Origin of the sequence: Motiliproteus sp. SC1-56 (assembly GCF_017309075.1) — a bacterium.
Taxonomy (GTDB): domain Bacteria; phylum Pseudomonadota; class Gammaproteobacteria; order Pseudomonadales; family Balneatricaceae; genus Motiliproteus.
On sequence record NZ_JAEMGS010000009.1, the window covers coordinates 66,880 to 88,793 of the forward strand.

Below are 21,914 nucleotides of genomic sequence, written 5' to 3' on the forward strand. Positions count from 1 at the left end.
AGCCCATACGCTATGATCCCCAGACTCGCCTCCGCCACCCCTACCCAGGCCCACTACCTGCGCTTTATCGACACCCTCAAAGCCCGCGGATTTGAAGGCGACCTGAACCCCGATTACGCCAGCCGGGTGGTGCTGGGGACCGACAACAGCATCTATCAACTGCTGCCCCAGGGCGTACTCTACCCGCGCCACCTGGAGGATCTTCAGCTGATCGCCCGGCTGGCTGACGAGCCCGCCTTCAGCAATATCGTGCTCGGACCAAGGGGCGGCGGCACCGGCACCAACGCCCAGTCGCTGACCGACGGGCTGGTGGTGGACGTTTCCCGGCACATGAACCAGATCCTGGAGATCAACGCCGAGGAGCGCTGGGTGCGGGTTCAGAGCGGCGTGGTCAAGGATCAGCTCAACGCGGCGCTCAAGCCCTACGGGCTTTTTTTCGCCCCGGAGCTCTCCACCAGCAACCGCGCCACCGTCGGCGGCATGATCAACACCGACGCCAGCGGCCAGGGCTCCTGCCTGTACGGCAAGACCCGCGACCACGTGCTGGCGCTGACCAGCGTGCTGCTGGACGGTACCGTCTGGCGCTCCGAGCCCCTCGACGAAGAGCGCCTCAGGGAGGTCCAGGCACGTGAGGACCGGGTGGGCGAGCTGCACCGGCTCGCAGATGGGCTTTACCGGGACAACCGGGGGCTGATCGAGGAGCGCTTTCCCAAGCTCAACCGCTGTCTCACCGGTTATGACCTGGCCCATATCTACGACAAACAGGGGCGCTTCGACCTCAACGCACTGCTCTGCGGCAGCGAAGGCACCCTGGCGCTGATCGCCGAGGCCAAGCTCAACGTGCTGCCGATTCCCAAGCACGCCGCCCTGGTGGCCCTGCGCTACGACAGTTTCGACAGCGCTCTGCGCGATGCCCAGAGCCTGATGGCCGCCGGCCCCACCTCTATCGAGACCATCGATTCCCGGGTGCTCAACCTGGCCATGAACGATATCGTCTGGGATACGGTAAGCGACTACTTCCCCGCGGAGGAAGGCCGCCCCATCGCCGGCATCAACCTGGTGGAGTACACCGCCGACACCGAAACCGCGCTGTCGGCCGGGCTGGCGCGTCTCGAGCAGCAGCTGCAACCGGTGCTGGGCCAGCCCGGCAAGAGTTTCGGCTACAGCACGGTGCAGGGACACGCCGAGATCAATAAGATCTGGACCATGCGCAAGAAAGCGGTGGGGCTGCTGGGCAACGCCGAGGGCGACAAGCGACCGATCCCCTTTGTCGAGGACACGGCGGTGCCGCCGGAGAACCTGGCCGACTACATCGCCGAGTTCCGCGCCCTGCTCGACAGCCACGGCATGGAGTACGGCATGTTCGGCCACGTGGACGCCGGCGTGCTGCACGTGCGCCCGGCCATCGACATGAAAGACCCGGCCCAGGAAGCGGCCATCCGGCCCATCACCGATGCCGTGGTGGCGCTGACCACCAAGTACCGGGGGCTGCTCTGGGGTGAACACGGCAAGGGGGTGCGCTCGGAGTACACGCCGGAGGTGTTCGGCCCCGAGCTCTACCGCTGCCTGCAGGCACTCAAGGCCGCCTTTGACCCCCGCAACCAGCTCAACCCGGGCAAAATCTGCACGCCGGCCCAAAGCGGGGCGCAACTGCTGAAAATCGATGAAGTGCCCACCCGCGGCCAGCACGACCGGCAGATTCCGTCGGCGGTGCGCGGTCATTTTCGCGAAGCGATGTTCTGCAACGGCAACGGCGCCTGCTACAACTACGACCCGGACGACGCCATGTGCCCTTCATGGAAGGGTACCCGGGAGCGGATCCACTCGCCCAAGGGGCGCGCCTCCCTGGTGCGCGAGTGGCTGCGCCTGTTGAGCGACAAGGGCAGCAACCCGGTGGCCGAGAGCCGCAAGCTGCGCGACGCCCTGCCCGGCAGCCGCCTGCTCCAGCGGCTGCGCAACACCCTGGGTAAGCGCCGCGGCGACTACGATTACTCCCACGAGGTCATGGCGGCCATGAGCGGCTGCCTGGCCTGTAAATCCTGCGCCTCCCAGTGCCCGATCAAGGTCAACGTACCGGAGTTTCGCTCCCAGTTCATGGAGCTCTACTACGGGCGCTACCTGCGCCCGGTGAAGGACTACCTCATCGGCGGGCTGGAGTACATGATACCGCTGCTCGCTCGCTGGCCCGCCCCTTACAACTGGGCCATGAACAACCCCACTCTGCAGCGCCTGATGCGCGACCGAGTGGGAATGGTGGACAGCCCCAGCATCTGCAAGCACAGCCTGCGCCAGGGACTGGTGGAACGGGGAATCGAGTGGGCCACCCCCGAAACCCTGGGCCGGCTTTCCCAGAGCCGTCGCGAGCGAGCGGTGATCCTGGTGCAGGATGCCTTCACCAGCTATTTCGAAACGCCGCTGGTGCTCGACTGCGTGGATCTGTTGACCCGGCTCGGATTCGAGGTACTGGTCGCCCCCTATGCCCCCAACGGCAAGCCGCTGCATGTGCACGGTTTCCTGAAGCAGTTTGAGCGCAGCGCCCGGCGCAACGCCGAGAAGCTGCTGGCCCTGAGCCCCTTCGGCGTGCCCCTGGTGGGCATCGACCCGTCCATGACCCTCACCTACCGTCAGGAGTACGCCAAGGCGCTGCCGGAGCTTGAATTGCCGCCGGTCGCCCTGTTACAGGAGTGGCTGGCGGAGCAGCAAAGCGCGCTGCAGGCGGCGGCCCGCAGCGCCCACACACCCCCTTACCGGCTGCTGGCCCACTGCACCGAGAAGACCAATGCCGCTCCCGCGCTGGGGCAGTGGCAGGCGATATTCAAAACCCTGGGGCTGGAACTGGAGGTGGTCGCGGCGGGCTGTTGCGGCATGGCGGGCACCTACGGGCACGAAACCGCCAATCGGGAGACCTCGGAGCGTATCTACCGGTTAAGCTGGGGGGAGATCCTGAGCCGCAGCGAGGCACCCGAGCGGCTGCTGGCCACGGGATATTCCTGTCGCAGCCAGGTCAAACGCCTGGACAACCAGCACCTCCCCCACCCGGCCCAGGCGCTGCTGGCCCACCTGAAGCAGAGGGACTGAAGGCAAGACTCAGCTCCCGCTGGCGCCCTGACCGTTGCCACTGGCGGGGCGCTTATGCGCCTCTTCATCGCGCAGCACCCGGCGCAGCACTTTACCCACCGCACTCTTGGGCAGTTCACTGCGAAACTCGACCACCTGGGGCACCTTGTAGGGGGTGAGGCGCTCGCGGCAGTAGTCCCGCACGTCCTTGACCGTCAGCTCCGGGTTGCGGCTGCTGACATAGACCTTGATCCGCTCCCCCTGGGTTTCATCCGGCAACCCCACCACCGCGCACTCGTCAATGTCCGGGTGGCCGGCGATGACCTTTTCCAGCTCGTTGGGATAAACGTTAAAGCCCGAGACGATGATCATGTCCTTTTTGCGGTCCACGATGCGCAGGTAGCCGTCCTCCTCTACCTGGGCCACGTCACCGGTACGGAACCAGCCGTCAGGATCCAGCGCCTGCCGGGTCTCCTGGGGCCGGTTCCAGTAGCCCTGCATCACCTGCGGTCCCCGCACCTGCAGCTCGCCCATGCCGCCGCGCGGCACCAGGGTACCGTCGGCATCCACCAGCCTGACCTCGGTATCGGCGATGGGCAGCCCGATGGTCCCCAACTGAATGCTTTCGGGCGGATTGACCGAAACAATGGGCGAGGTCTCGGTCAGTCCATAGCCTTCCACCACCGGGCAGCCGGTGACCGACTCCCACTCCCGGGCGACCGAGACGGTCAGCGGCATACCGCCGGAGAGGGTCAGCTTCAAAGAGGAGAAATCCAGCTCCCGAAAGCGAGGGTTCTTGCAAAGAGCCACGAAGAGGGTATTGAGGCCGCTCAGGATGGTAAAGCGCCAGCGTCGCAGCTCGCGCACGAACGCGGGGATATCCCGAGGGTTGGTGATCAGCACCACGTGGCCGCCAATCTCCGGCATCAACACGCAGTTCAGGGTAAAGGAATAGATGTGGTAAAGCGGCAGGGGCGCGATCACCACCTCGCGGCCCGGTGAAGTCAGGCGCTCCAGCAGCGCTTTAACCTGGAGCATATTGGCCAGAATGTTGCGGTGGGAGAGCATGGCCCCCTTGGGGATCCCGGTGGTGCCGCCGGTGTACTGCAGCAATGCCAGGTCATCCTGGGTCAACTCCGGCGGCTCAAAGGCCCCGCACTGCCCTCCCTCTTTCATGACCTGGGTATAAGAAATGGCGCCCGGCAGGTTGTATTCGGGCACCATACGCTTGACGTGTCGCAGCAGGCTGTTGATGAACAGTCGACGGGCGGGCGGGTGCGCATCGCCCACCTGGGTGATGATCACCGTCTCAAGCGCAGTGTCATCAATGATCTCCTCCACCTGGTGGGCCAGGTTAGCCAGTACCACCAGGGCGCGAGCGCCACTGTCCTGGAACTGGGTCAGCATTTCTGCGCTGCTGTAGAGCGGATTGGTGTTGACCACCACCAGCCCGGCCCGCAGCGCGCCAAAGAGTGCGACGGGGTACTGAATCAGGTTGGGCAGCTGAATTGCAATGCGGTCGCCGGGCTCGAGGGTTGTATGGTGCTGCAGGTAGGCGGCGAAGTCCCGCGTCGCCTGCTGCAGCTCCCGATAGCTAAGGGTACGCCCCAAATTGGAGACAGCGGGGGCGTCGGGAAAGCGGTCGCAGGCCGTGTCGATCAACTCCACCAACGACTGATAGTGGTCGTAATCGATATCGCCCCGCTCCTCGATTGCCCCGTCAAACAGATTCACGGCCACTCCCTTTTTATTATCGTTTCTCTATGGACCCTGACAGGCATTACTGCCGACTTTAGTCTAACGAAACTTGATAATTCAACAAAAGCCTACCCGTGGGAAGAAAAATTGTGACGCTGCGTTTGTCTGCCGCCGCCCTACGCCCTATAAAGTGATCTTGAGCCCGTCGTGGAACAGGGCCATCTCTCCGGGCTCCATCGGGGTCCAGACCTCGTCATCCGTCAGCGGCACCGTTGCCACGACGGTCACCACGTCCTCGGGCTGGGTCTCCTGGCAGAAATCCACCACCATCTCGGCATCGGTGAGCGAAGCTCGCCCGAAGGGCGCCCGACGGGTAATCCAGCTCAGCTTGGTGGAGCAATAGACGAAGAGGTAGCGCGAGTCGGTCAGCAGCATGTTGAATACCCCCAACTCCCGCAGGCGGTCGCAGTGGCGGCGGATGAACAGCGCCACCTCGCGAACATCCTCCGGGGGATCGGGGAACGCCTCGCGCACCTTGCCCAGCAGCCAGCAGAAGGCGTACTCGCTGTCAGTGCTGCCGATAGGCCGGTAGGCGCCCAACGACAGCTCGAATACGCCCGCATCCAGCTGACCGTTATGAGCATAACTCCAGGCCTGCCCCCAGAGCTCGCGGGAAAAAGGATGGGTGTTTTCCAGGCAGACCCGTCCCACGTTCGCCTGGCGAATGTGGCTGATCACCACGTGGCTTTTGATTGGGTACTCGCGTACGAGGTGAGCGATGCGCGAGTCCACACTGGGGTTGGGATCATGAAAAGTGCGCACGCCGGGCCCCTCGTAAAAGGCGATCCCCCAGCCGTCCTTGTGGGGGCCGGTACGCCCCCCACGCTGCATCAACCCGGTAAAACTGAAACAGATATCGGTTGGAACATTGGCACTCATACCCAGCAATTCACACATCTGCGAACAAGGTCCTCTGCTGATCAATCAAGAAACAAGGGGTCGCCTATCCCCTAGCATAGCCCAGCCAAGCCCGCCAAGGCATCCCACACAGAAGACAAACAACTGAAATAAAAGAACTTTAAAACCAGTGGAGAACAAAACACAGCCGACACATCTCTCCTCCCTCATACGGCCAATTTCCGCTTTCCCCCTCCCGTAGGTTAAAGTCGACTATAAGTATTACCCCGATTGCTTGACCCAGGGCCGGCTGGCGAGCCGTTTTAACGGTGCCGATACGGAACTCAGCTTAGACCAAAGGAGGGGGGATCCCCCTCTGCTGTCGACGTCGCCGCTCTGTTAATGTAAGGCAACTTTGGCACCACAATAACGCAAGCGTATAAACGCAGGGAGTAAATAAATGGCAAATCGTGATGTCTACGTTCTGAGCGCGGCCCGTTCCGCAATTGGCGGCTTTGGTGGCTCGCTGAGCGGCATGGAGCCGGCGGAGCTGGCCGGGACGGTAATGAAAGAGGCCGTCAGCCGCTCGGGCGTTGATCCGCAGAAGGTCAACTACGTAACCGTCGGCAACTGTATCCCCACCGAATCCCGCTTCGCCTATGTCGCCCGTGTGGCGTCCATCCAGGCGGGCCTGCCGATGGATTCCGTGGCCATGGCGGTGAACCGCCTGTGCAGCTCGGGGCTTCAGGGCGTGGTCTCCACCGCCCAGGCGATCATGCTGGGTGACTGCGACTACGGCGTCGGCGGCGGTGTCGAGGTGATGTCACGAGGCGCCTACCTGTCCCCGGCCATGCGCAACGGCGCCCGCATGGGCGACACCACTCTGGTGGACTCCATGGTGGCCACCCTGACCGACCCCTTTGGTGTCGGCCACATGGGCATCACCGCTGAAAACCTCGCCGAGAAGTGGGAGATCAGCCGTGAAGAGCAGGACGCCTTCGCCGCCGAATCCCAGCGTCGCGCAGCCGTGGCCATCGAGGAAGGGCGCTTCAAGTCGCAGATCGTGCCCATCACGCTGAAGAGCCGCAAGGGTGAAACCGTCTTCGACACCGACGAGCACCCCAAGCCCGGCACCACCGCTGAGAAGCTGGCGCAGATGCGCCCGGCCTTCAAAAAGGACGGCACCGTTACCGCCGGTAACGCCTCGGGCATCAACGACGGTGCCGCAATGCTGGTACTGGGCGGCGCCGATGCTGCCGAGAAGGACGGCTACAAGCCCATGGCGCGCCTGGTCTCCTACGCGGTTGCCGGGGTTCCGAACCACATCATGGGCGAGGGTCCGATTCCCGCCTCCAAGTTGGCACTGCAGCGCGCCGGCCTCTCGCTGGATCAGATGGACGTGATCGAGTCCAACGAAGCCTTCGCCGCCCAGGCACTGGCGGTCGCCAAGGGGCTGGGACTGGACATGAACAAGACCAACCCCAACGGCGGCGCCATTGCCCTGGGTCACCCGGTCGGCTGTTCGGGCGCCTTCATTGCCACCAAGGCCCTCTACGAGCTGGAGCGCATCAACGGCCGCTACGCACTGGTCACCATGTGCATCGGCGGTGGCCAGGGGATCGCCACCGTATTCGAGCGGCTGTAATCCCTCCCCGCAGTAAAAAAGCCGGCGCACCGCGCCGGCTTTTTTCTGCCTGGTATTTCTTCAAAGCCCCTGCTTATCGAGCGCCCCCTGCTCCGCTCAATGCTGAATGCGATAGCAGGGCTCGTACTCGGCGTAGTTGAGCTTCATCCGCCGCTGCTCGGCAAAGGAGCGCAGCAGCTGATCCAGTGAGCGCATCAGCGCCGCATCGCCACTCAGTTCAAAAGGCCCGTGGGCCTCTATCGCCTGAATGCCGCCCTCCTTGACGTTGCCGGCCACGATTCCCGATAACGCCCGCCTTAACTGGGCCGCCAGCACATGCACCGGCTGCTCACGGTGCAGGTCAAGCTGGGCCATGTTTTCGTGGCTGGGCTCAAAGGGCTGCTGAAACAGCTCATAATCAATCTGCAGCTGCCAGTTGAAGTGGTAAGACTCGCCGCAATGGCGACGGTGCTCGGTCACCTGCTGCAGCCCCTCCTTCATTTGTCGAGCCACCTCCTCGGGGTTGCCGATAACCACCCGGTAACGGCTCGCCACCGCCTCTCCCAGGGTCTGGCGAATAAAACGATCCACGGAAGCGAAATAGTCGGCGGCGGACTCCGGCCCGGTGAAGATCACGGGCATGGGAATTGACCGGTTCCGCTCATCGAGCAGCACACCGAGAATAAACAGGATCTCCTCGCAGGTGCCCGCCCCGCCGGGGAATACAATGATCCCGTGCCCCAGGCGCACAAAGGCCTCCAGGCGCTTTTCAATGTCCGGCATGATAATCAGCTCATTCACGATCGGATTAGGCGACTCGGCGGCGATGATCCCCGGCTCCGAAACCCCGACGTAACGTCCGTTGTGAATGCGCTGCTTGGCGTGGGCGATGGTCGCCCCCTTCATCGGGCCTTTCATGGCGCCGGGACCGCAGCCGGTGCAGATATCCATACCGCGCAGCCCCAGCTGGTACCCCACCTCCTTGGTATAAAGGTACTCCTCGCGGTTGATCGAATGCCCCCCCCAGCAGACCACGAGATTCGGCTTGATACGGGGCTTGAGGGCATCGGCATGGCGCAGAATGTGAAAGATCTCGTTGGTGACGGCTGCCGAGCGTGAAAGCCCCTCGCGGCTCAGATCCAGCTCGTCGCCCACGTACAAAATGTCGCGCAGTACCGAGAACAGGTTGTCCCGAATACCGGTTATCAGCTGGCCATCCACAAAGGCGCTGGCCGGCGCATCGATCAGGTCCAGCTGAATGCCACGGTGCTTCTGGCTGATGCGAATATCAAAGGCCCGGTAGAGCGCCATCACCTCGCGGCTGTCATCCAGCTCACTGCCGCAGTTGAGCACCGCCAGAGCGCATTTTCGAAACAGCTGGTAGAGGCCGCTATGGCTCTTGTCCTGCAGTTTAAGAATTTCAAATTGAGAGAGGGTGTCCAGATTGCCTTCGGGAGTGACGCTGGCGTTCACCCGCTGATTTCCGCTCATAAGTGTCTCCAACAACAGCTTCGGGATGGGTTCCCAAGCCGGGTGCCGAGCGGGTTCTGTCAACCACTTTGTGATCCCCGACCGGCTCACTAAACTATAGCCAATTGCACCAAAACAGGAATAAAATCTTTTAATATCAAGAAGAAAGATTGTGCTCAAAAACTCCTGCGAGGAGCCGTCTGCAACTGCCGACGGTATCCGAGCACCGCGACAATCACCAGTAACAGCGGCCCCAGCATGGCCAGGTTGACCGGTTCCCAGCCAAAACCGTTATGCAGCGCGCCGGCAAAAAAGGTGGCCAAGGTCACCATTGAGGAGACCAACAGGTCGTTCACCCCCTGAACCTTGGCCTTCTCGGCAGGGCGGTAGGCTTCGGTCACCAGACTGGTGGCGGCGATATAGAGAAAATTCCAACCAACCCCCAGCAGCAGTAACGCGACCGTGAAGTGGGCCCGGCTGCTGCCGAGCAGGTTGATGAAAATACAGGCCAGCATCAGGGCGCTGCCCAGGATCATGATGTTCGGTGCCCCAAACCGACTCACCAACCTGCCGGTGACGAAGGAGGGGGCGAACATGCCCAGCACATGCCACTGGATGACCATGGCGGTCGCGGCGAAACTCAGGCTCCGGTCCGCCATGGCCAAGGGCGTTGCGGTCATGATCAACGCCATGACTGCGTAGGCGACCATGGCGCCGGCCACAGCCACCAGGAACACGGGCTGCCGGGCCACGGTCGGCAGGGCGCGCTGCGGCCCGCTCGCCTCCTCCTGCGAGGGCGGTGGAATACGCACCGCCGCCAGCAGAGCCAGCGCCAGCAAATAGAGCAGCACCAACCCCAGGAAACTTCCCCCGTAGAGGGTTTCCGGCAACCAGGTGCGGGTCCACACCGCCAGGTTCGGCCCCAGCACGGCAGCCACCACCCCGCCGGCCATCACCAGGGAGATGGCCCGCTCCTTTTGCTCCGGAGGCGATGCATCCACCGCGGCAAAGCGATACAACTGGCTGGTGCCGATGCACACGCCGAGCAGGCCGGTACCGAGACAAAACACCGGCAGCGAGGCCTGGTGCAGCCCCAGCAGACAGACCAGCGCCCCGCCCATCCCCACCAGGTTACCCAGCACGAAACCCAGGCGCCGTCCAAAGCGCTTCATAAACAGCGACGCCGGCAGAGTGGCCACCATCATGCCGCCAAACTGCACCGCCACCGGCAAGGTTGCCAGCGACGGGCTGGCGGCCAACCGGTCACCGATCAACGCCGTCACCGACACCAGCAGGACGTTGCCCGTCACCAGCAGCGCCTGGCACAGCGCCAGCAGGACCACGTCACGGGGGGGCAGCACGCGTTGCGCCCACCCCATCAGCGCAGGGCCTTCAGGTAGGCCGGCACCACCTCACTGGCAAGCCCGTAGTGCTGCTCGGAAAACGCCGAACCGCGCCGGGAAGGCTCCAGGTTGAGTTCCACGGTGTGAGCCCCCGCCTCGGTCGCCGCCTCGACGAAGCCGGCCGCGGGGTAAACCGCTCCCGAGGTGCCGATGGCAATAAACAGGTCGCAGCTGCTCAACGCTGCGTAGATCCGCTCCATCTGCCGGGGTATCTCGCCGAACCAGACGATATCGGGCCGCAAAGTGCCGGACTGGTTGCAGCACTGACAGATGCTCTCCAGGCCCAGGTCCGCCTGCACCGGGTGCCTCCGCCCCGAGCGCGTGCAACGGGCCTGCAACAGCTCGCCGTGCATGTGCACCAGGTTCCGGGAGCCGGCCCGCTCGTGCAGGTTGTCGATGTTCTGGGTCACCAGCAGGCAATCGCCGGGGAAGTCCCGCTCCAGCTCGGCCAGGGCCTGGTGGGCCGCATTGGGCTGCGTATCCAGGTGCAACAGCTGACGCCTGCGCTCGTTGTAGAAGCGGTGTACCAGCACCGGGTCGCGGGCGAAGCCTTCCGGGGTGGCCACGTCCTCCACCCGGTGGTTTTCCCAGAGACCGTCGCTGGCGCGAAAGGTCTTCAGCCCGGATTCGGCGGAGACACCGGCTCCGGTGAGCACGACGATGGAGCGAAACTGAGTCATGGGGCGGTCCGGCTGCAAAGAGGAGGTTCCTCTACCAAAGATAATTGGTACTCTAGCTGTTGGAAACCCCGGCTTTTGCCGGCGCAGTGGTCAAGGAGACTTATTAGATGAGCGCAGCCAAGCAATACATTCTTGATACCAACGTCCTGCTCCACGATCCGGACTGTCTGACCCAGTTCGAGGAGCACGACATTGTGGTTCCCATTACCGTGCTCGAGGAGCTCGACAGCATCAAGGACCGCAAGAAGAACGTGGCCCAGGAGGCGCGCATCGCCATCCGCGCCATCGACCGAATCCTCAGCGCCGCCGAGTCTCCCGAGGAGATCACCAGCGGCGTGCCCATCAACCTGCCCACCGCCGATCCCGACCGCAAGCTGGGCAAGCTTTCCATCTTCCCCGACCACGAACTGGCGGTCCACAAGGGCTTTTTGCCGGACCAGAGCAACAACGACAACCACATCATCAACACCGCCCTGCACCTGCAATCCATCAACCGCGACCGCCAGGTGATTCTCGTCACCAAGGACATCAACATGCGCCTCAAGGCGCTGGGGGCGGGCCTCAAGCGGGTCGAAGACTACCGCACCGACCAGCTGATCTCCGACCTCGACCTGCTGACCGCCGGCTACAAGAAAGTCGAGGGCAATTTCTGGGACAAGGTCGAAGAGGTGAAGACCGAGCAGCGGGACGGGCATACCTATCACCGGGTTCCCCTGAGCGTCTTCCCCGAAGCCTTTCTCAACGAGTACCTTTACGATGACGAGGAGTTCGCCGCCCGCATCTGCGCCATCGACGAAGAGGAGATCACCCTGCTGGACATCGGCCAGCCCTTTCTCATGGACCAGGAGTGCTGGGGCATCAGCCCCCTCGATATGCCCCAGGCCTTTGCCATGGACGCCCTCTCCGACCCCAGCATCGACCTGTGCATTCTCAACGGTGCGGCCGGATCCGGTAAGACGCTGATCGCACTGGCCTGCTGTCTGGAGATGGTGATCGAGCAGGGCCGCTACAACAAGGTACTGGTAACCCGTAGCACGCCGCCCGTGGCCGAGGACATCGGTTTTCTTCCCGGCACCGAGGAGGAGAAGATGACCCCCTGGCTGGCGGCGATCCAGGATAACCTGGAAGCCATGCACGAACACGACGAGCAGCCCCAGAGCAGCATCAAGTACACCATCGAGAAGGCCAACATCCAGTTCAAGTCCCTCAACTTCATCCGCGGACGCAGCATTCAGGACGCCCTGGTGATCGTCGACGAGAGTCAGAACCTCACCCCGTCCCAGCTCAAGACCATCCTGACCCGCTGTGGCAAGGGCACCAAGATGATCTGCCTGGGTAACCTGGCGCAGATCGACTCCAACTACCTGACCCCCCTGACCTCGGGACTCACCTACATCGTCGAGCGGTTCAAGGACTACGACGGAGCGGCCACCATCCACCTTGAAAGCGTGGTGCGCAGCCCGCTGGCGGAGTACGCCGAGCAGAACCTCTGACCCGGGCCTTACCCCGCGCCCTCCCCGCCCGAAAACCGGCTTTTCGGGCGGGGCTCCCAACCCGCTTGCCCAAGCCCTGCTGGCTTGACCTGTATCAACAAACCCACAAGCGCGCCAAGGACTAAACAGGTTACAATCTGAGCTTTGCTCGCTTTCACCTCAGCCCGCCAGGGATTTGGCCGGTTTACGAAGTTTCATGGATAGCTTGCCACTCTCATTACGGGTGCCGGGCACACCGCCGGTATCGGGTGGGTAGAATACGCTATGAAGCACAACCGCTCCCTCAAGGCCTATCTCCTGCGCACCGCGTTCGTCTTTTCCGTGCTGGGCTTTTTTCTCATCTACTGGGCGGCGTCCCAGGCCTATACCAATGCGGTAAAGAGCAACGCCATCGCCGTCTCCAACCAGCTGGCGCTCAACACCTTCAACTCCATGTTCCAGATCATGCAACAGGGCTGGAACCGGGACCAGGTAGAGACCTTTATCGACAACCTGCAACGCACCAGCAGCGAGCACAGCTACAGCATCGAGGTCTACCGGGCCGACCGGGTCACCGAGAAGTTCGGCGCCATCGACCAGAAAGCCTTTGACGCCTTCAACCGACGCACCCTGGAGACCAAGAGCGCCCATTTTGCCGAAGAGGGCGCCACCCTGCGTTACAGCTACCCGCTGCTGGCCCGGGCCGAGTGCCTGGGCTGCCACAGCAACGCCAAGCCAGGCGAACTGCTGGGCTTGATCGAGGTCCGCCAGAATCTCGGCCCCATGCTGCACCACGCCCAGAACGACCTGGTCTCGCGGCTGATCTACCTGGCCCCGATCCCCTTCCTGTTGGCGGTGGTGGTGATTTTCTTCATGAACCGCCGCATCAACCACTCGATTCAGCACCTGGAGGCGAATATCGATCGGGTGCACCGGGTATCGGACCTCAAGCACCTGGAGCTGCAGACCACCGACCTCGGATTCAGCGAGCTCAACCGGGTCTATGCCAAGGTGGAAGGCTTGGGCGACCGCATGCGCGATATCGCGGTAGACCGCGAACTGCTGGAGTTCGAGATCCGCCTGCTAGAGAAGTTCGTGATCACCTCCGAAGTGGTGCGCGACTGGCGGGAATACGTGAACATCCTGCTCAACGACATCAACACGGTGATGCGCGCCTACAACCTCTTCTCCATCTTCAAGGTGGACGAGGAGATTTTCGACCTGGAGATTTTCTGGTCCGGACCGCCCAGTGACGAGACCCGAGCATTGATGGAGTCGGAAATCAAGAAGGCGTTGGACGCTTCCCCCCTGTTTCGCAACCTGATGACCCTGAGCATCAACCACAGCATCGCCGACCGTAATGGCGCCGTGGTGGACCTGCAGCTCGAAGACGTGCAGCTGCAGACCAAGTCCCTGTTCCTGGAAGCGCCCAAAATCGGCGGTATCGTCGGCATCGGCGTGCACGTGGATATCAGTCAGGACGAAAGCCGCCGCCTGGTAATGGAGAGTATTCTCTCGACCCTGATGAACGTGGTCGGCTCGGTCAAGGCCATCTACAAATACACCAAGGACCTGGAATACTACGCCACCCGCGACCCCCTCACCGACCTGCACAACCAGCGCATCTTCTGGGAAATGCTCAACTACGAAGTGATGCGCGCCCACCGCAAGGACTACAACTTCGGGCTGCTGGTGGTGGACCTGGACAACTTCAAGTCAATCAACGACAGCTACGGCCACAGCTTTGGCGACAAGTTCCTGCAGGAGCTCTCGCGCGCCATGCGCGAGGCTCTGCGCGCCGGCGATATGCTGGCCCGTTACGGCGGCGACGAGTTCACCGTGATACTCCCCGAGGCGTCCGTGGAGCAGACTCAGGAGGTGGCCCAGCGCCTGCTCCGAAGCCTGGAGAACCTGCAGCTCAAAGCGCCCTCGGGAGACGACCTTGAGACCGGCCTGTCCATCGGACTGGCCAACTACCCCGAGCACGCGTCCAGCAGCAAGGACCTGTTCATGTTTGCCGACAACATGATGTACAAGGCCAAGGCGCTGGGTAAGAACCGGGTCTACGTTCCCAGCGAGGACGACGTCATCGAGGTGTTCAAGGACATCAGCGAGAAGAGCCTGATGATCAGCAAGGCCATCAAGGAGAAGCGGGTCATCCCCTACTTCCAGCCGCTGATGGGTAATGCCTCCGGGAAAATAGAAGCCGTGGAGGTGCTGAGCCGGATTCAGCTGGAGGGCGATAACGTGATGGGCGCCCACGAGTTCATTGAAATCGCGGAAAACATGGGAGTGATTCACAACCTCGATTTCGCGGTGATGGAGAAAGCCTTCAGCCAGGTCCAGAAAGAGGGCTTTGACGGTCTGGTCTTCGTCAACATGTCCCCGCGCTCTCTGGTGCTGAGCGAATTTGTGCCCGAGGTGAAACGCATCGTCGCCGAAGCCGGTATTCCGCCGCAGCGGGTGGTGTTTGAGATCACCGAGCGAGATACCGTGAAGAACATGACCATGCTGGAGAAGTTCGTCCAGAGCCTGAAAGCGGAAGGCTTCAACCTGGCGATTGATGATTTCGGCTCGGGCTTCTCGTCCTTCCACTACCTCAAGCACTTCCCCATCGACTTCGTGAAGATCGAAGGGGAATTTATCGCCAACATGGTCAACGACAGCAAGGACAACGCCGTGGTGCGCTGTATTACGGACCTGGCCCACGAGCTCAAGGCCCGCACCATAGCCGAATACGTGGAGAGCGCAGAAGTGCTGGAGGCGGTGAAGGCGATCAACATCACCTACGCCCAGGGCTTCCATATCCGCCGCCCGGCGCCCTATATCTACCCACCGGAAGAACGGCAGCAGCAGACCGGCTGAGCCGGGGCCAACTCAACCTAGAAAGAAGCGTTTTGGTAAGAAACGTTTTGGTAAGAAACGGTTTGGAAAGAAAGCAAGGCCTGCATCGCTAAGCGCCAGGCCTTGTCGTTTTGAGCGCGGTAGCTCGCTGAGAGAGGTTGGGGAGTTGAGCCTGTAGCTTATTCAGCCCTCCGTGGCGGCTGCCCGAACACCCCGTCCTGCCCGCTGACCAGGCCCGGCCCTGCGGGGATCTCCCGATCGCTCTGGTAATCAAAGGGCTGAGCGCCGCAGCCTGCCAGCAGCAGCACCGCGAACGCCCAGCCAAGCCGTTTAAAGACCATGGAGTTTAGAACTTCACCCGGGCACCGGCCATGACGTGCCAGATATCGTCATAGTCGGTACTGCGGTTATCCTCCATCTCAAACTGGCGCAGTTGGAAGTATGCCTCGGTGGCCCACTCGGTGATATTGCGAACGTACTGGAAGCCCATGCTGGTCCCCTCGTTCCCGTTGGCACTGACATCGTCGGAGCTGTAGTAATCAACCGAGTACGCCGAGGCGCCCATCTTGTAGCCGAGCTTGGTGTAATAAAACTGCGGATCGCCACTTCCTCTTTTCCGGTCCTGCTGACCACTGGCAAAGGTGAGGTTGAAGCCGTTGTCCATGGCCACCGAGATCGAACCATTGACCTGGTTGTCGATTGGGCTATCGCTCTGGTTGTCGGCAAAGGCGAGGGCGCCGGCCACCTTGAGCCCACCCAAATCCCCCTTGTAGCGCACCGCCGCATCAAGCCCGTCATCCTCTGCGTGGCTGACCGAGAAGGTAAAGCCGGCGATGGCGGGGGTGTCGTAACGGATCCGATCCTGCCGCGAGAGGCCGTCCATATTGGTAAAGCCATCGCTGATTACAACTAAATCAGTGCTGTCACTGACAAAGCCATTGCTATTTTTGTCATAGAACCTCAATCTACTGCCCACATCACCCACCGAGGAGTACCCGGCCAGACCGGTGCCGGAAAGGTCCACCTCGGAGGTGCCGTTACTGGCGGTATCCCCCTGCCCCAGGGAGAGCTTGCCCCAGCCCTTGTCGGCGAAGTAGATCTCGAACTTGCGCTGGGCGAAGTTGTTTTCGCTGTGATCAGACTCCCTGGAATTTTGAAACACGTCAGAGCTTGAGTTGGACTCGAACTCCACCTCGATCACCGACCCCACGCTGAAGGTATCGGAAGCATCGTACTCGCCGATAATCCGAAAGCGCGTATTGGAGTTTTCGTTATCGACGTGGTGGACGTCGCTGTTTTCCCCATCGTCGTAGGCCATGACCGCCCGGTTGATGTGCCCCGACAGGGACACCCGCACCTTGTCGTTGCCGGAAATGATGGTGGGCTTCCAATCCGCCGCCCCGTCACCGTTGACCGCCGGACGGCCGGTGGCCCGGGTTGACTGCCCCGCATGAGCGGGATCGCTGTGCTCAGTCCGCTCCATCGCCTCGAGCGTCTCAATCCGGTTCATCAACTCGTTCATCTGGGCTTTCAGGTCGCTCAGCTCATCCGCCGACGCCGCGGTCGGTACAACCAAGGCCGCTGTCAGCGCCGAAGCCATCAGGGTCTTTTCAAATCGCATGCCTATGTCCTCTCTTGGATTCCCCTTCTAACGGGCTGGCAATACGTCAGACCGGCCCTAGCCAGCTGTTTAATTAACATCCAGCTTCAAAGCAGTATTGATGCACGTCCTAAGTTTGTCGAGCAAACGCTTGATTATTGGCAACAGCCCCAAAAATCGCCAATTTTCACTGTGCCAGACGCAGGTGACCGTTCGATGACAAACACCGATGGAAAACAGCAGTTTGCCCAGAACAGCGGGAATTCCTGCCGGCAAGGAGACGTCAGCGCAAAAAAAAAGCTCCCGAAGGAGCTTTTTGAGATTGCTTGGCGAACGCCATGCGTCAGTGCATGTGCTGGCCGCCATTGATGGAGAGGTTGGAACCGGTGATGTAGCCGGCTTCCTCATCGGCCAGGAAGGCCACGGCACGGCCGATCTCCGCCGGCTGGCCCATACGGCCCACCGGGATCTGGGCGACGATCTTGTCCTGGATGGCCTGGTCGATCTTGGCCACCATCGGGGTCAGAATGTAGCCGGGTGAAATGGTGTTGACGGTCACCCCGTTACGGGCGCCTTCCTGCGCCAGGGCCTTGGTGAAGCCATGCAGACCGGCTTTGGCGGCCGAGTAGTTGGCCTGACCCATCTGGCCCTTCTCGCCGTTGACGGAGGAGATGTTGATGATCCGGCCCCACTTCTGCTCCAGCATCGCTTCGATGACCGGGCGGGTCATGTTGAAGGCGCTGTCCAGGTTGGTGTTCAGCACCGCGTGCCACTGATCCCAGTCCATCTTCTTGAAGAAGCCGTCGCGGGTGATGCCGGCATTGTTGACCAGTACATCAATGCTACCGCCCGCCTTTTCAGTGATCTCGGCCACGGCCTGCTGACAGGACTCGAGGCTGGTCACGTCGACGTGCTGGATCAGGAAGTCGTAACCGGCACCTTTCTGCTCTTCCTGCCACGCTTTGGCCTTCTCCTCGTTGCTGTAGCCAGCAACGACTTTCATTCCCTTATCAGCCAGCGCCTGACAAATTGCTGAACCGATGCCCCCTGTGCCGCCGGTAACCAGTGCGATCCTTTGAGTCATTCAACTTCCTCCTAAATGCGTGTCCTTGTGCGATGGTCAGCCCCTGCTGAGCCACCCGTGTTGCTATCCTACCTTATTCTCTAGGGGGTCTAGCAAGCCAGCCAATAATATTCAATCGCACGCGCTCTTGCACCCCCTGATTTCCCTTATAAATGCACGAAAAATTCAGCTTTTTCTCTGTTTATTAACCATTTGGTCGACTCTCCCGGCGTAATGAACGCCAAGCTTAGACTTTAGGGGAAGAGGTGCTAGGAGGAACTAACGGTGCCACCTCGGTGTACACCGGGGCCCGGCGGACTAAAAAATACCGCGCCGGGTCTAGACAGCTCCAAACCGGCTCCCTATAATGCGTCCCACGTTGATGCGGGGTGGAGCAGCCTGGTAGCTCGTCGGGCTCATAACCCGAAGGTCGTCAGTTCAAATCTGGCCCCCGCTACCAATTTTCGGAAGGCCGATCAGTAACTTACTGATCGGCCTTTTCCGTTTTTAAAGCCCTCAAAGCAGCGGCTGACGATAACGACCGCATCCGCTGTGGGCCGGCAGCAAAGGAAAGGCGCCATCGGCAGGAGAACTCAAGGGCCTGAAGCGGCCCCCGCTCTTGACTCAACCAGCCTGCTGCGCAAGGCCGGTTTCGGCGCCCGCGGGTGGCCAAAATGGTCTTTGTTCACCGCGCTCTTTCTACTTCTGAGCACCGCCGTTCCCTACACCATTTACACCGAGCTGGACGGGCGTTTTCCGCTAGGCGCCGAACGGCTGTGGAGCGCGCCCCTGGTGCTGGGGTGCGTTGCCCTGCTGACGGTCTATTACTGCAGCGACGGACTGCGGCTGTTCTTCGTCCTCAAGGCGCTGGGGTACGCCATTCCCAGGCGCCGCCTCGCCCCCCTGGTGTTTATCAACCTGCTGGTGTCCAACCTCACGCCCATGGCCACCGGCGGCGGCCTGGCCCAGGTCTGGTACCTGCGCCGCGAAGGGGTACACGTGGGAGCCGCCACCGCTGCAACGACCCTTCGCACCCTGCTGGCCAGCGCAATGATTTTTGTTCCGGCGCCTTTCCTGTTCCTGTTTCTCGACGCCCTTAAGCGCAACCCCCTCCACGGTCACTGGACCTTCTTTCTCGGCGCGGCCGCGGCCCTTTACGTGGGGTTTTTCACCCTGCTGCTGTTGCGACGGGGCTGGTTCATCCACCTGTTGGATCTCATCCTCCGACTGCTGCACCGCCTGCACCTGATCGGAGCGCCGCGCCTGCGTCGCTGGCGCTTTGGTCTGCGGCGGGAGATGATCCGCTTTACCGTCGCATTGCGGGCCTTTCGCAAAGGCCCGCGCCAAGCCGTGCTGCTCGCACTACTCTTCAGCCTGCTGTTTTTACTCAGCCTATTTTCGTTCCCGGCGCTACTGCTCTGGTCGCTGGGCTATGCCATCGATTACGCAACCGTGCTCGGCCTGATGACCGTAACCACCTTCATCATGTATTTCGCCCCCACCCCCGGGGCCGCCGGTATCGCCGAAGGGGCTTTCGGACTGCTATTCGCCAAACTGGTGGGACAGGCCGACCTGGTGCTGGTGATACTGGCCTGGCGCTTTCTCACCATCCATCTGGGCATGCTCATTGGCGTCCCTCTGAGCCTGCATACCCTGGCCCGGAGAAACACCAATGCTTAGGGCCGGCACCGCCCGCTGGCTCTTCTACGCCAACCTGCTGTTGGTAGCGGTGCTGGTCATCTACAAAATCTACCTCAACTTTTTCGAGCAGGACTTCGTCTCCGTCCACGCTGACCAGGTGGAGCGGATCGAAGCCCTGCTGGAGGGGCGGGACCATTACCGCTTTGCCGTGGTGGGCAATATCAACAACTCCGTGGGCCTCTTCGAGCGCCAGATCATCCCCATGCTCAATCAAAGCGGCGTCGACTTCATGGTCTCGGCGGGGAACGCCGTCAGCAGCGGGGGAGAGGACAAATACCGGGCCCTCTACCGGACCCTGAGCCACCTTAAGATCCCCTACCTGATCACCTTTGGCGAGAATGAACACAGCCGTTTGGGGAGCTTTCGGTTCTACGATCATTTCGGCCCCTACCTGTTCTCCTTCGCCGCCGGCAACAGCCGCTTTATTTTTCTCGACAGCACCGGCAAGACCGACCTTGAATGGCAGCTGCGCTGGCTCGAAGAAGAGTTGCTCGCCGCTCGGCGCGACCACCTGTTTCTTTTCAGCGCTCACCCCTTGCGCGCGGTGAATACCCAGGGCGTGCTCAACCTGGACGACGACGACTTGTTCCCCGCGCCCTATCGCCGGTTGTTTACCGGCCTGATCGAAAAGCAGGAGGTCGACGCCGTGTTTTCCGCCAACCTCCCCCTTTACAGCCGCCAGCAGCAAACGAACACCCGCTATGTGCTGACCGGGGGCGCCGGCGGCCTGCTACTCAATAACACGCGCAGCCGTTATCACTACGTTGAGGTAGGTGTCGCCGGGGATAAAGTCAGCATCGAGCCGGTCGCGCTTGAGAGGGGACAACACCCCTTCTGGCGGACGCTGGAAAGCCTGTGGTTTTTCATTCACTCCCTTTTCTACGTGGGCTACCTGAACTTTATTCTGCTGCTGAGTTTGATGCTCCTGGCCGCCCTTTGGCTGCGCAGGACCCTGTTTGTCGAGCGCAATTACTACCCGGATTTCGACCTCGACCCGAGCCCGTGGCTGGATCGTCCCCTGCGGGTCGCCCAGTTCACCAACAACTACCTGCCCTTTATCGGCGGCGTTCCCATCTCGATCCACCGCCTCTGCCGCGGACTCAGGGCGCTGCACCACCAGGTGCTGGTCATCGCGCCCCAGTACCAGGGCAACAGGGACGAATCCGACAGGGTCCACCGGGTGCCGGTGCTGCTGCCGTTTGGCGCCAAGAAGCAGTTTCGCCTGGCCAACATCTTCTCCCCGGGGATCGGCCGCGCGGTGCGGCGCTTTCGCCCCCAACTGGTCCACGTCCACCACCCCTTCTGGCTCGGCAGCGTCGGCCATTACCTCGCCCGACGCCTGGACGTACCGGTGGTCTACACCTACCACACCCGGTTGGAGCACTACTCCCACTATGTGCCGCTTCCCGACCCGCTGTTTCGCAATTTGCTCTCACACCTGCTGGTGCGGCGCTTTGCCAACCGCTGTGACGGCGTAGTGGTCCCCACCGCCTCGGCCGAGGACTACCTGCGCATGATCGGCGTCAAACGCCCCATCTTCGTGCGCCCGACCGGTATCGACTTCGAACGCTTTCAGCGGGTGGACCCGGACCATGCCCAGCGTCTGCGCGACCAACTGGAGCTGGGTCAGGCGCGGGTGCTGATCACCATTTCCCGCCTGGGTAAGGAGAAGAACCTGGCCTTCATGCTCGATGCCCTGGCCGAGCTCTCCGCCAACGATGTGCCCGCTTACCGGCTGCTGCTGATCGGTGAAGGCCCCGAGCGGGCCCAACTCGAGGCCCGGATTCGCCACCTGGGGCTTACAGACCGAGTCACCCTGGTCGGGGCCGTGCCCCCCGAGGAAATCCCCGTCTACTGCGCCCTTGGGGATCTGTTTGTGTTCGCCTCCCAGTCCGAAACCCAGGGCATGGTGATCTTGGAAGCCATGGCCGCCGGCATGCCGGTGGTCGCGGTGCGCTCCAGCGGCATCGACGATGTGGTCAGCGAGGGCCAGAATGGATTCAAAACCCCCTTGAACCGGCGCCGCTGGCGTGAGCGGGTGGCGCAACTGCTCAACGACGAGCCGTTGCGCCTTGAGCTGGCCGCCAATGGCCGCGCCCTCGCCCAGGCCCATCGCATCGAGGCCTTTGGCGCTGACATGAGCCGCATCTACGCCCAGGTCTTAGCCGCCCATGGCCGCACCGCCAGGCGCGGGCCGGATTCAAAGGATTAACGCCAATTCCGCGCCTGGCGCGCCCAACGCCGCCTCCTCACCCGCAACCCCGGCGCCTTCTATATCAGTCCCCCCCCATCCAACGCGCCCCGGCATACCCGGTTCCATTGGCACTCAAGCAACCTAGCCCCCCGATGCGGCTGGCATCCCCGTCGAGGAGTGCCAGACTAATAGCAACGGGATTGGCCTCCCC

General features: G+C 61.9%; 14 protein-coding genes and 1 tRNA gene. 7 read left to right on the plus strand and 8 right to left on the minus strand.

Annotated features, from left to right (window positions below; genetic code table 11):
* The first annotated feature begins 12 nt into the window (after nucleotides 1-12).
* Nucleotides 13-3,078 carry an FAD-binding and (Fe-S)-binding domain-containing protein gene (locus JGZ97_RS11500; protein ID WP_207062770.1) on the plus strand — a complete coding sequence of 1,022 codons (3,066 nt, stop codon included), beginning with the start codon at nucleotides 13-15 and terminating at the stop codon, nucleotides 3,076-3,078.
* 9 nt (nucleotides 3,079-3,087) lie between these two features.
* Here the strand turns inward: JGZ97_RS11500 and JGZ97_RS11505 are convergent, their stop codons facing one another.
* Nucleotides 3,088-4,791, minus strand: a complete 1,704-nt coding sequence (locus JGZ97_RS11505) for an AMP-binding protein (RefSeq protein ID WP_370584049.1) — start codon at nucleotides 4,789-4,791, stop codon at nucleotides 3,088-3,090.
* A 147-nt stretch (nucleotides 4,792-4,938) separates the two neighbouring features.
* Nucleotides 4,939-5,712, minus strand: coding sequence for a class II glutamine amidotransferase (locus JGZ97_RS11510; protein WP_207062772.1), 774 nt, complete (start codon nucleotides 5,710-5,712; stop codon nucleotides 4,939-4,941).
* A 400-nt stretch (nucleotides 5,713-6,112) separates the two neighbouring features.
* On the opposite strand from JGZ97_RS11510, the gene JGZ97_RS11515 reads away from it, so the two are divergent.
* Nucleotides 6,113-7,297: an acetyl-CoA C-acyltransferase family protein gene (locus tag JGZ97_RS11515; protein WP_207062773.1), complete on the plus strand. Its 1,185-nt coding sequence runs from the start codon at nucleotides 6,113-6,115 to the stop codon at nucleotides 7,295-7,297.
* Nucleotides 7,298-7,393: 96 nt separating this feature from the next.
* Here the strand turns inward: JGZ97_RS11515 and ppnN are convergent, their stop codons facing one another.
* From ppnN to cobB, 3 genes are all read right to left on the minus strand, one after another.
* Nucleotides 7,394-8,767 (minus strand): nucleotide 5'-monophosphate nucleosidase PpnN, encoded by a 1,374-nt coding sequence (gene ppnN, locus JGZ97_RS11520; RefSeq protein WP_242521706.1) that lies wholly within the window; start codon nucleotides 8,765-8,767, stop codon nucleotides 7,394-7,396.
* 155 nt (nucleotides 8,768-8,922) lie between these two features.
* Entirely contained in the window at nucleotides 8,923-10,125 is a 1,203-nt protein-coding gene (locus JGZ97_RS11525) for an MFS transporter (protein WP_207062774.1), read from the minus strand.
* On the minus strand, nucleotides 10,125-10,829 hold the full coding sequence (gene cobB, locus JGZ97_RS11530; protein ID WP_207062775.1) for a Sir2 family NAD+-dependent deacetylase: 705 nt from the start codon (nucleotides 10,827-10,829) through the stop codon (nucleotides 10,125-10,127). The genes JGZ97_RS11525 and cobB overlap by 1 nt, the downstream gene beginning before the upstream one ends.
* A 107-nt stretch (nucleotides 10,830-10,936) precedes the next feature.
* Between cobB and JGZ97_RS11535 the strand changes: the two genes are divergently transcribed.
* Together JGZ97_RS11535 and JGZ97_RS11540 are read left to right on the plus strand one after the other, a co-directional pair.
* Nucleotides 10,937-12,322 carry a PhoH family protein gene (locus JGZ97_RS11535; RefSeq protein ID WP_207062776.1) on the plus strand — a complete coding sequence of 462 codons (1,386 nt, stop codon included), beginning with the start codon at nucleotides 10,937-10,939 and terminating at the stop codon, nucleotides 12,320-12,322.
* A 264-nt stretch (nucleotides 12,323-12,586) separates the two neighbouring features.
* Nucleotides 12,587-15,166 carry a bifunctional diguanylate cyclase/phosphodiesterase gene (locus tag JGZ97_RS11540; RefSeq protein ID WP_207062777.1) on the plus strand — a complete coding sequence of 860 codons (2,580 nt, stop codon included), beginning with the start codon at nucleotides 12,587-12,589 and terminating at the stop codon, nucleotides 15,164-15,166.
* Between the two features lie 158 nt (nucleotides 15,167-15,324).
* Here JGZ97_RS11540 and JGZ97_RS11545 read toward each other — a convergent pair whose 3' ends face one another.
* From JGZ97_RS11545 to phbB, 3 genes are all read right to left on the minus strand, one after another.
* Nucleotides 15,325-15,486 carry a hypothetical protein gene (locus tag JGZ97_RS11545; RefSeq protein ID WP_207062778.1) on the minus strand — a complete coding sequence of 54 codons (162 nt, stop codon included), beginning with the start codon at nucleotides 15,484-15,486 and terminating at the stop codon, nucleotides 15,325-15,327.
* 5 nt (nucleotides 15,487-15,491) lie between these two features.
* Complete coding sequence (locus tag JGZ97_RS11550; RefSeq protein WP_207062779.1) at nucleotides 15,492-16,766, minus strand: porin; 1,275 nt, start codon at nucleotides 16,764-16,766, stop codon at nucleotides 15,492-15,494.
* 322 nt (nucleotides 16,767-17,088) lie between these two features.
* Complete coding sequence (phbB, locus tag JGZ97_RS11555; protein ID WP_207062780.1) at nucleotides 17,089-17,829, minus strand: acetoacetyl-CoA reductase; 741 nt, start codon at nucleotides 17,827-17,829, stop codon at nucleotides 17,089-17,091.
* A 362-nt stretch (nucleotides 17,830-18,191) separates the two neighbouring features.
* Between phbB and JGZ97_RS11560 the strand changes: the two genes are divergently transcribed.
* The 3 genes from JGZ97_RS11560 to JGZ97_RS11570 all read left to right on the plus strand — a co-directional run bounded on the left by JGZ97_RS11560 (nucleotide 18,192) and on the right by JGZ97_RS11570 (nucleotide 21,721).
* Nucleotides 18,192-18,268, plus strand: a tRNA-Met gene (locus JGZ97_RS11560).
* A 221-nt stretch (nucleotides 18,269-18,489) separates the two neighbouring features.
* The gene (locus JGZ97_RS11565) at nucleotides 18,490-19,488 is read left to right on the plus strand and encodes a lysylphosphatidylglycerol synthase transmembrane domain-containing protein (RefSeq protein ID WP_207062781.1); all 999 of its coding nucleotides are present in this window, start codon (nucleotides 18,490-18,492) and stop codon (nucleotides 19,486-19,488) included.
* The gene (locus tag JGZ97_RS11570; RefSeq protein ID WP_207062782.1) at nucleotides 19,481-21,721 is read left to right on the plus strand and encodes a glycosyltransferase; all 2,241 of its coding nucleotides are present in this window, start codon (nucleotides 19,481-19,483) and stop codon (nucleotides 21,719-21,721) included. Before JGZ97_RS11565 ends, JGZ97_RS11570 begins: the two co-directional genes overlap by 8 nt.
* Nucleotides 21,722-21,914: the final 193 nt, after the last annotated feature.

Excerpts from the sequence above, each read along its gene's own strand:
- JGZ97_RS11500 (WP_207062770.1), top strand. The coding sequence starts at position 13 with ATGATCCCCAGACTCGCCTCCGCCACCCCTACCCAGGCCCACTACCTG.
- JGZ97_RS11510 (WP_207062772.1), bottom strand. The coding sequence starts at position 5,712 with ATGTGTGAATTGCTGGGTATGAGTGCCAATGTTCCAACCGATATCTGT.
- JGZ97_RS11515 (WP_207062773.1), top strand. The coding sequence starts at position 6,113 with ATGGCAAATCGTGATGTCTACGTTCTGAGCGCGGCCCGTTCCGCAATT.
- ppnN (WP_242521706.1), bottom strand. The coding sequence starts at position 8,767 with ATGAGCGGAAATCAGCGGGTGAACGCCAGCGTCACTCCCGAAGGCAAT.
- JGZ97_RS11525 (WP_207062774.1), bottom strand. The coding sequence starts at position 10,125 with ATGGGGTGGGCGCAACGCGTGCTGCCCCCCCGTGACGTGGTCCTGCTG.
- cobB (WP_207062775.1), bottom strand. The coding sequence starts at position 10,829 with ATGACTCAGTTTCGCTCCATCGTCGTGCTCACCGGAGCCGGTGTCTCC.
- JGZ97_RS11535 (WP_207062776.1), top strand. The coding sequence starts at position 10,937 with ATGAGCGCAGCCAAGCAATACATTCTTGATACCAACGTCCTGCTCCAC.
- JGZ97_RS11540 (WP_207062777.1), top strand. The coding sequence starts at position 12,587 with ATGAAGCACAACCGCTCCCTCAAGGCCTATCTCCTGCGCACCGCGTTC.
- JGZ97_RS11545 (WP_207062778.1), bottom strand. The coding sequence starts at position 15,486 with ATGGTCTTTAAACGGCTTGGCTGGGCGTTCGCGGTGCTGCTGCTGGCA.
- JGZ97_RS11550 (WP_207062779.1), bottom strand. The coding sequence starts at position 16,766 with ATGCGATTTGAAAAGACCCTGATGGCTTCGGCGCTGACAGCGGCCTTG.
- phbB (WP_207062780.1), bottom strand. The coding sequence starts at position 17,829 with ATGACTCAAAGGATCGCACTGGTTACCGGCGGCACAGGGGGCATCGGT.
- JGZ97_RS11570 (WP_207062782.1), top strand. The coding sequence starts at position 19,481 with ATGCTTAGGGCCGGCACCGCCCGCTGGCTCTTCTACGCCAACCTGCTG.